Raw genomic sequence first — 7,035 nt, 5'->3', positions numbered from 1 at the left:
GAGAAAACATTCCATCAAAATGAGTTTCAGTTTCTGAGATCCAACAGACAGAAACATCAGGAGTTGCAGAGTGGCTAAAGTCAAACGAAAAAAAGTGAAACGTCACATCACTAAAGCGATTGCTTACATTAAAGCAACGTTTAACAACACCACGGTTACGATTACCGATCTGAACGGCGATGTACTCTGCTGGGCCACAGCAGGTACTTCCGGATTCAAGGGAAGTCGTAAGAGCACTCCTTTTGCTGCTCAGCGGGCTGCAGAAATCTGTGCGGAAAAAGCTTCCAAGTTTGGTGTGAAAGAAATGGAAATTCGCGTCAAGGGACCTGGTTCCGGACGGGAAAGTGCAATCACCGGTCTGCAGACAGCTGGTATCTCGATCAAGGCGATCGAAGACATCACTCCGCTGCCACACAACGGTTGCCGTCCTCCGAAAAAACGTCGCGTCTAATCCGTTACGCAGGTGACGCTGTGAAGACTGTTCGCGAAGCGTTCAGACTGAAATTAAAATATAACGAGGTGGTGATTTCCGAATCGCACTCTGTTTAAAAGTGTTCTGGGAGATTATTTCAATGCGAATCCGTTGGCGAGGACTGGAATTACTAAGCCGTGTATCCCTGACCGGACTCTGACATCCACCTATGGTATGTTTGTAGCCGAACCATTCGAACGTGGATTCGTGCGACGATCGGCAACAGTCGTATTTCTGCTTTCCAGCCTGGAAGGCGCGCGCAGTGACACGTCAAAATTCAGGCGTGCAACACAGTTCACTACGATTCCCGGTGTTGTCGAAGACATTACCGAATCTGCCTGAATTTCGTCGCTGATCGTCAAGAACTCCACTCACTACCAAGACACTGCGAATTGAAAAACACGAGCGTGGTATTACTGGTGCTGACGTCATTACCGACGATCAGGTTGATGATCAACAAAGATCTGGTAATCGCCACCATGATCGACGACGTTCCACTCAACGGAACGACCATTGATAACGGCCGTGGTTATATCCCCGCTTCCGAGCATGCTCAGCATGAAACCGAAGTGGGTGTGATTCCCTCGACGCTACATTCTCACCGGTCGTTCGCGTCCGTTACAAAATTGAAGATACCCGTGTTGGTCAGCGGACCAACTACGACAAGCTGATCCTGGAAATCTGGACCAACGGAACCGTAAAGCCCGATATGGCCCTGGTAGAAGCTTCCAAGATTCTGCGGAAACACCAATCCGTTTATTACTTACCGCGAGCCGGTCCAGAAATGCCACCGGAAGGCGGTCTAAAGGATGCTGGATACGACCGGTTACGCACCGATCGACCTGAACTGGAAGAAAACTCAACCAGAGCCTGGCCGAGCTGAACCTGTCTGTCCGTGCGACCAACTGCCTGGAATCGGAAGGAATCAACACCGTTCGCGACCTGGTTTGCAAAACGGAAGATCATCTGTTACACGTACGTAATTTCGGGGAAACCACGCTGGCCAGTTCGTGAACGACTGAACCAGATTGGTCTGCGTCTGGGGATGAAGTTCAGCTCGTCTTCACAACCGCGTTAATCGGACAGAGCAACGCGATTATTGGTTATCAAACATCGAGTTCTTTACTCTGTGCAATCAGAATGACCAGATAAGCCATGCGACACCGAGAGAGGCCGCAAATTAGGCCGCAATGCATCACACCGTAAGGCGATGTTCCGCAACATGGCGGTGAGTCATCAAGACCGTCCGGATGACGAGGCTGAAAACGCTCCCAAGGTTCCGGTCGGATCACCACCACCGTGCAGAAAGCCAGAACTGCGTCCGTTCATCAGCTGATCACGGTCGCCAGAAAGCTCAGCCACATCGAGAACGCTGCCCAGTACGCACCTTTTCGCAGAGAAGAACTCCAGCGAATGGAAGACCTGGCGTGAATCTGAGCAGTGGAATCAGTGGAACCAGGTTCTGGCACCAGCTCAGAGCCACCGTCGTCGGCACCGCAGAACTGGTGACAACGAAGCCGTCGTCCCGTTCAACGAACTGGCAGAACGCTGCAGAACGCAATGGTGGATACACCGCATTGTGCGTCTGGCAACCGTCCGTCTGGCGATGCCGGTACTCAGGCTATTATCAATTCGTCGGCGAACGAGATCGTGTTAAGCCGACCCGCCGCAGGAACACTGGTTCGCCGCAACAGAGGAAGCACCAGCTGATTTGAAGAAGTTCCCTGCCGAAGAAACAGCAGAAACAGAAAGCGAAGCAGCCGCTGACAAGCTCTATTACTGAAGCGAAGCCTCAGAAGGAAACGCCGAAGCGAAGAAGAGAAAAAGAGATAAACCGTCGCAGTCGATTCGACTGCGGAAATCCGGTTTCACAAATTTTAAAGCTATATCCCTGATATGCTCTGCTTTTTGTCGGAGCGAAACAATGGAATGGAACAACGACCGCATCCGACGGAAAACAGTCGACCTTGTCGTTGTGTCAGCGGAAAAGGATTCCGCGCAGCATCAACGCAGCCTTTAATTTCAGTCGCGATGTACCGCCTGTGCAGCGACGTCTCGCGTCGGCTGCCCTCGTTTCATCATGTCGATATGGACCGGATCGCGGTCGCCTTTGCCCAGGCCCGCCGCAATGTGCCTTACGGTATGCAAGCCAAGTTGACGCCTCTGCGGTTTGAGAACGGGGCTCTGCAGACCACGCGCTACGGCGGAAGTGGATTTGCGCAGCGGGTGTATCAGGATCAGCAGGAGTGCTGCATATCCCTCACCTTCTGCCTGGCGGTTCTGAACCATTCGTTCAAAGAAGACATTACGGTGCTGCACGAGCTGTATCACATCAGCCTGGTTTCGACGGTGACATCCGCCGCCTCGCAGGACATTACCACGTACTCGCACAGCCAGAAAGAATACGACGCCCACATGGCGGTACTGGTCGACCAGTATATGAAACGAACCCGCCTCGAACTGTTCGGATTCCCGCGCCGTTTCTCGACCCTGCAGAAAAAGCATGGCGGGCGGGAGCATAGATCCGATTCGGAACTGATTCGGTGACCGATACCCGGATTGCGTAGTTAAGTCCCTCGGTCGCGTATGATTCCGCGACACCGGAACAAGACGCTTCTGTGGCAGAGGACGGTCTGGATGGGGTTACATCTGCTCCAGGGTACTTCATTCAGCATCGTGGGCACCAGTGGACCTGTTTAGCAAACGCCTCAGGATCAGGTCGCTGAGCGAGGCCTCAATTCTGAACCGGGTTGGAGGCTCTCTTTGATTGCCGGGCATTTCGAGCAGTCGAGTGTTTCGTGATACAGTACATCAGCTGTGAAAACGGATGTGTTGACGAACCATTTCCTTAGAAAACCCTGAGGGGAGTGGAGTACCGTCCAGCAGGTAGATGTTACCCGTGCTGTTTCGATACAGAGCAGCTGTTCGAAGCAATGCCAGCAGACCTGGTGATACGCATCTTCGGAACTCCATTCCCCTTGCGGAAATGGTCAGAAGAGTACACAGGCGGTTGTTTCTCAGGAGAGTTAAAGTCGAAGCCCAGCGATTGTTTCAGTCGGGTGAAGAAGGCAACGCCAACTCCTCAGTAAACCGAAGGGTTGCTTCGGGGGTTAAATTGTGAGGCCCTCTGCGGTGACGGACAGCTGGTTCATTCAATGTCGAAGACTTCATTGCGGGTTTCTGTTCCTCGCTTAACTGGTGTGAGGTCGTTTGTTTCATAGACGGTACCGGATTCGCGGATTTCATAGTCGAGTTTTGTCATTTTCTGCCAGGCCTGCTTCACTCAAATTCGCACGATCAACTTACGATCATTCTCAAGTCGGAACTTTCTGTTCCACAAAAAAATGTTCACCCATTCGTAGGGGTGCGACCAGTTCTTTCTACTTGCATCTGATCGATAACCAGAGAAAGAGTCTGAACTTTACTGTGCTTGAAAGATTCATTGAACGTCTGCGCTTTGAAACAAACTCGTAGAAGAGTTTTTTCGGGATAAGGACTTGATAGGCGATTGCTTTGGTATTCAGCTTTTAAATTGCTTCGCCCAATCTAGGGCTTCTATCCAGTGTTGGGGAGGCATGGGTCACCGACCAGGAAAGAGATTTGATTCTCAATACAAACGCATGTGTCAGACGTCTAACGCCCTGTTTGTAAATTTTCCACAGGTGTTCGCGTAGGGGAATCGTTGAGATATTGAGGACGTCTCTTTGATTGCCTTCTTCACAAAGATCATACAGTTATTGTAGTTGAATGATTTGATGCCAGGTTGACAGCTATTGTTCTTTTCACGAAAACCACTCTTCCTGGAAGAGATTGTAGCAGATACAGTCCTGTATTCCAGACCAGAAAGCCTAGCTTCAGTGATATCGTATCACTTTTCGTTCTGGTGATATCAATTTAATCTCCAGATCTCGAACAGGGAACCTTCGTTCCATGAATGAAAAATCATTTTTGCAATGGTCATATACTCAAGGCCACGATTTTCTTCCTGTCAGCCAGCAGTATACTGGCCATTGATCTGGATCGCTGCCGTCCGTTTTCCAACGTGTAAATTGCCGTCAATTTCGGCCAGAAACGGAAAGAGACCACCTTTTGTTGTGGGATAGAGTGGAGTTTATCATTAAATGATGCGTCGTACATATTCCGCCTTAGATAATGCAGTCTGCCTCTGCAAGCTGCAAAAGTCGGAGGACTTTTTCCTTTATCAGCGAAGTCGGTTGAAACATCGGAGTCAGATTGTCAAACCAGGTACTGGCTCCATACACAGAAATAAAAGCTCTGAATGATTTCGGATAATTCAGTCGGTTAATTTTCTGCTTTAGTCCAGTTAATGTCCGTCGAACTGAGCCTTCCGGGGAGGCATCATTTCATTAATTTTTTCAGTGCAGGTTCCATTTCAGGCTTTGTGAAGAATCTCAATCGGAATTGGCAGAAGATTTGATCATACCCATGGTTCATTCCAGACAGGTTTGCTGATCGGGCAGGAGAAGTGGGGATGCCGTCGCTGGTGGCGAAGGCGGCCTGGGGGCCGCAGTGAGCTTCGCAGTTCACTGGCGATGCGGACAATCAGCGTGATGGCCCCGGTTGAGGTAGGGACTCTGGTCGGGGGATGGACCGGTAAATGTCGGCGGATTTCTGGGGCTGGTGGGGACCGCCGAAGGCCTGGTTTAACAGTGGGTCATCGGATTTATATTCCCAGTCGATCATTTCTTGAGAAGCGATGCTGGCGGTAAAGTCCTCTTCTGTGCCACGGACATCGCCGGTGAAACCTTGTGGGATTCCAGGATCTGTGCGAGATCGCCGCGGCTCACGGTGCGACCTGCGGGCGTTTCCAGCGAAATCGGCACGCCACCTGCGTCCCCATTCCAGGAGCTGTGGTGTGACAGGCGGGATTAGCTGATACTCATGTGGTCCTGACTCCTGTTACCGGTTTTGTGATGGAGCTGTCCTGTCTGCTACCTGAGTTGATAATACTTTTGGGGGCGATCAGCATCACCAGTTTGGGGCCGATGATCAGGTACATGATCAGTGCTGACCAGGGCGGAGCCGGCGGCGACGGGCAGGCTGCTGTTATTCAGAAAGAGTGGCCCGATGATGGTGCCGGCGATGAGGCCGATCGCGGGGAGATCCAGAGATACCACCAGGAATAAATCGGGGGAACTTTCGTGCGAGGCGTCTGCGGTAGTCATCCAGTTGTTCGCCGGTGTCGGCCCAGTGGAAAGTGCAATGCGGGGCCGCCCAATGAGCGCGACGGTTCCGGGCAATTGAACGGTTGCATAAGCCTTCAGTCGCCGCCATTGACCCGTGGATTGCCGACATTCTGATGGACGTAAAACGCCCTGGCAGTTATACAAGCTTTGGCCATCGGTGCTCACTATAAGTGGGTTATCAAAGAGGATGGTTTGCGGGCAGCCAGCCCAGCGCTGTGGTTGCCGTCGTCGGTGCCTGCGGACCTTGATTTTAGCGTGATGGGAGTAGGTGCCAGTGAAAACTGTTGATTTCTGTTTGCGATCCATGTTGAATGCGATCGTCTGCAATCATTCATGAATTCTACTGCGAAATCAGAGAGTCTTGTCATGTCACCCCGCATCAAGCACTTCGATGATCTGTTACCCAGGATTTCTTACCGGATTCGATCTGTAGATGCCGAGTCTGGCGACTGGTTTCCCGATTGTCAGCACTGCCTGGGACTGAAGAGGATGATGCGGGGAAATTCCGGCAGACTATCGAGGTCAAATTGATCTGTTAAAAGAAGTGGGCCGGTTTATGTGAAAGGGGGCTTATTTTCTGATGGTTCGAGCACTTCGGCCGGGTTGCTGTCCGGGCTTATGATCGACTCCTTACTGTGTGGATGTGTTTCATGCAGGGGTGGCTCTTCATAGCCCATGAGGCCAGAGAACCGTGTCGAGCCCGCTAAGGCTGCGGCTCGGCAGTGCCTTTCAGACCAGCTCGATAAGATCTTTCCGTTGCGTGTGCAGATTCAGTAGAAGGTTGCCGATCTGCTGTATTTGAACTGACGAAGACTGAACGACGGGTAGCGAGTTCTCATGAAGTCGACATTGTCATTCAAAAGTGTAAAGGCCGATGATTCTTTCACCCGGTTAGAATCATCGGCCCTGAGTGGGTGACTTTAGCTGGTTGCGGTTCGCTTCCTGAGAGCCGCTTTGAGTTCAGTATTACTCAGATGGTGGTCCGGCACAGCGGATCAGGTGGTCGTGGTCGATGTAAACCACTTCTTTGGTCTGATCGGTGTTAGAGAACGGAATGGGCCAGTCTGAGCGAATGGTTTTGTCGTAGTACACGGTGCACTTGTAGTGACAGTGGTGCTGACGAGCTGGTCCGACCATCGGGTAGAAGCGGCACTCGCCAATCCGGTCTACGATGGGTTCTACCACCATGCGGACATTGTTGCGAGAGGTTTCTGCCAGGAACCAGACTCCGCCGCCGGTTTTGTCCGGCAGAGCACGAATGACTTCATCCGGGCTGGGTGGATCGAGACAGAACAGCGGTGCGTGTTCGCCTTCGACCGGATCCAGAATAGGAACTTTGTTGTAGCGTTCTTCTTC

8 protein-coding genes and 1 pseudogene are annotated in these 7,035 nt (G+C 51.6%); 7 read left to right on the top strand and 2 right to left on the bottom strand.

Annotated elements, in window-relative coordinates:
• Positions 1 to 70 precede the first annotated feature (70 nt).
• The 7 genes and pseudogenes from rpsK to ACN0YH_RS27910 all read left to right on the top strand — a co-directional run bounded on the left by rpsK (position 71) and on the right by ACN0YH_RS27910 (position 3,019).
• Positions 71 to 451 (top strand): 30S ribosomal protein S11, encoded by a 381-nt coding sequence (gene rpsK, locus ACN0YH_RS27940; RefSeq protein WP_145044949.1) that lies wholly within the window; start codon positions 71 to 73, stop codon positions 449 to 451.
• A 413-nt stretch (positions 452 to 864) separates the two neighbouring features.
• Positions 865 to 1,143, top strand: a complete 279-nt coding sequence (locus ACN0YH_RS27935) for a hypothetical protein (RefSeq protein WP_417382896.1) — start codon at positions 865 to 867, stop codon at positions 1,141 to 1,143.
• Positions 1,098 to 1,355, top strand: a complete 258-nt coding sequence (locus ACN0YH_RS27930; protein WP_417382898.1) for a hypothetical protein — start codon at positions 1,098 to 1,100, stop codon at positions 1,353 to 1,355. The genes ACN0YH_RS27935 and ACN0YH_RS27930 overlap by 46 nt, the downstream gene beginning before the upstream one ends.
• The gene (locus ACN0YH_RS27925; RefSeq protein ID WP_417382897.1) at positions 1,343 to 1,486 is read left to right on the top strand and encodes a DNA-directed RNA polymerase subunit alpha C-terminal domain-containing protein; all 144 of its coding nucleotides are present in this window, start codon (positions 1,343 to 1,345) and stop codon (positions 1,484 to 1,486) included. Before ACN0YH_RS27930 ends, ACN0YH_RS27925 begins: the two co-directional genes overlap by 13 nt.
• Positions 1,487 to 1,627: 141 nt before the next feature.
• Positions 1,628 to 1,706: pseudogene (rplQ, locus tag ACN0YH_RS27920) on the top strand (50S ribosomal protein L17); the annotation flags it as partial.
• A gap of 193 nt (positions 1,707 to 1,899) precedes the next feature.
• On the top strand, positions 1,900 to 2,187 hold the full coding sequence (locus ACN0YH_RS27915) for a hypothetical protein (RefSeq protein WP_417382895.1): 288 nt from the start codon (positions 1,900 to 1,902) through the stop codon (positions 2,185 to 2,187).
• Positions 2,188 to 2,401: 214 nt separating this feature from the next.
• Positions 2,402 to 3,019: a hypothetical protein gene (locus tag ACN0YH_RS27910; protein ID WP_417382894.1), complete on the top strand. Its 618-nt coding sequence runs from the start codon at positions 2,402 to 2,404 to the stop codon at positions 3,017 to 3,019.
• A gap of 2,405 nt (positions 3,020 to 5,424) precedes the next feature.
• On the opposite strand, the gene ACN0YH_RS27905 is transcribed toward ACN0YH_RS27910, so the two are convergent.
• Both ACN0YH_RS27905 and ACN0YH_RS27900 read right to left on the bottom strand, forming a co-directional pair.
• Positions 5,425 to 5,985, bottom strand: a complete 561-nt coding sequence (locus ACN0YH_RS27905) for a hypothetical protein (RefSeq protein WP_417382893.1) — start codon at positions 5,983 to 5,985, stop codon at positions 5,425 to 5,427.
• 660 nt (positions 5,986 to 6,645) lie between these two features.
• Positions 6,646 to 7,035 (bottom strand): hypothetical protein (locus ACN0YH_RS27900; protein ID WP_417382892.1); only part of this gene is annotated, 390 nt, incomplete at its 5' end.

Origin of the sequence: Gimesia sp., from assembly GCF_048262075.1 — a bacterium.
Taxonomy (GTDB): domain Bacteria; phylum Planctomycetota; class Planctomycetia; order Planctomycetales; family Planctomycetaceae; genus Gimesia.
The sequence above is the reverse complement of the archived record's forward strand: the minus strand, read 5'-3'. Positions and strand labels throughout refer to the sequence as shown.

Bases quoted from the DNA above. Each gene is read 5' to 3' on its own strand.
- ACN0YH_RS27905 (WP_417382893.1), bottom strand. From the start codon at position 5,985: ATGGATCGCAAACAGAAATCAACAGTTTTCACTGGCACCTACTCCCAT.
- ACN0YH_RS27910 (WP_417382894.1), top strand. From the start codon at position 2,402: ATGGAACAACGACCGCATCCGACGGAAAACAGTCGACCTTGTCGTTGT.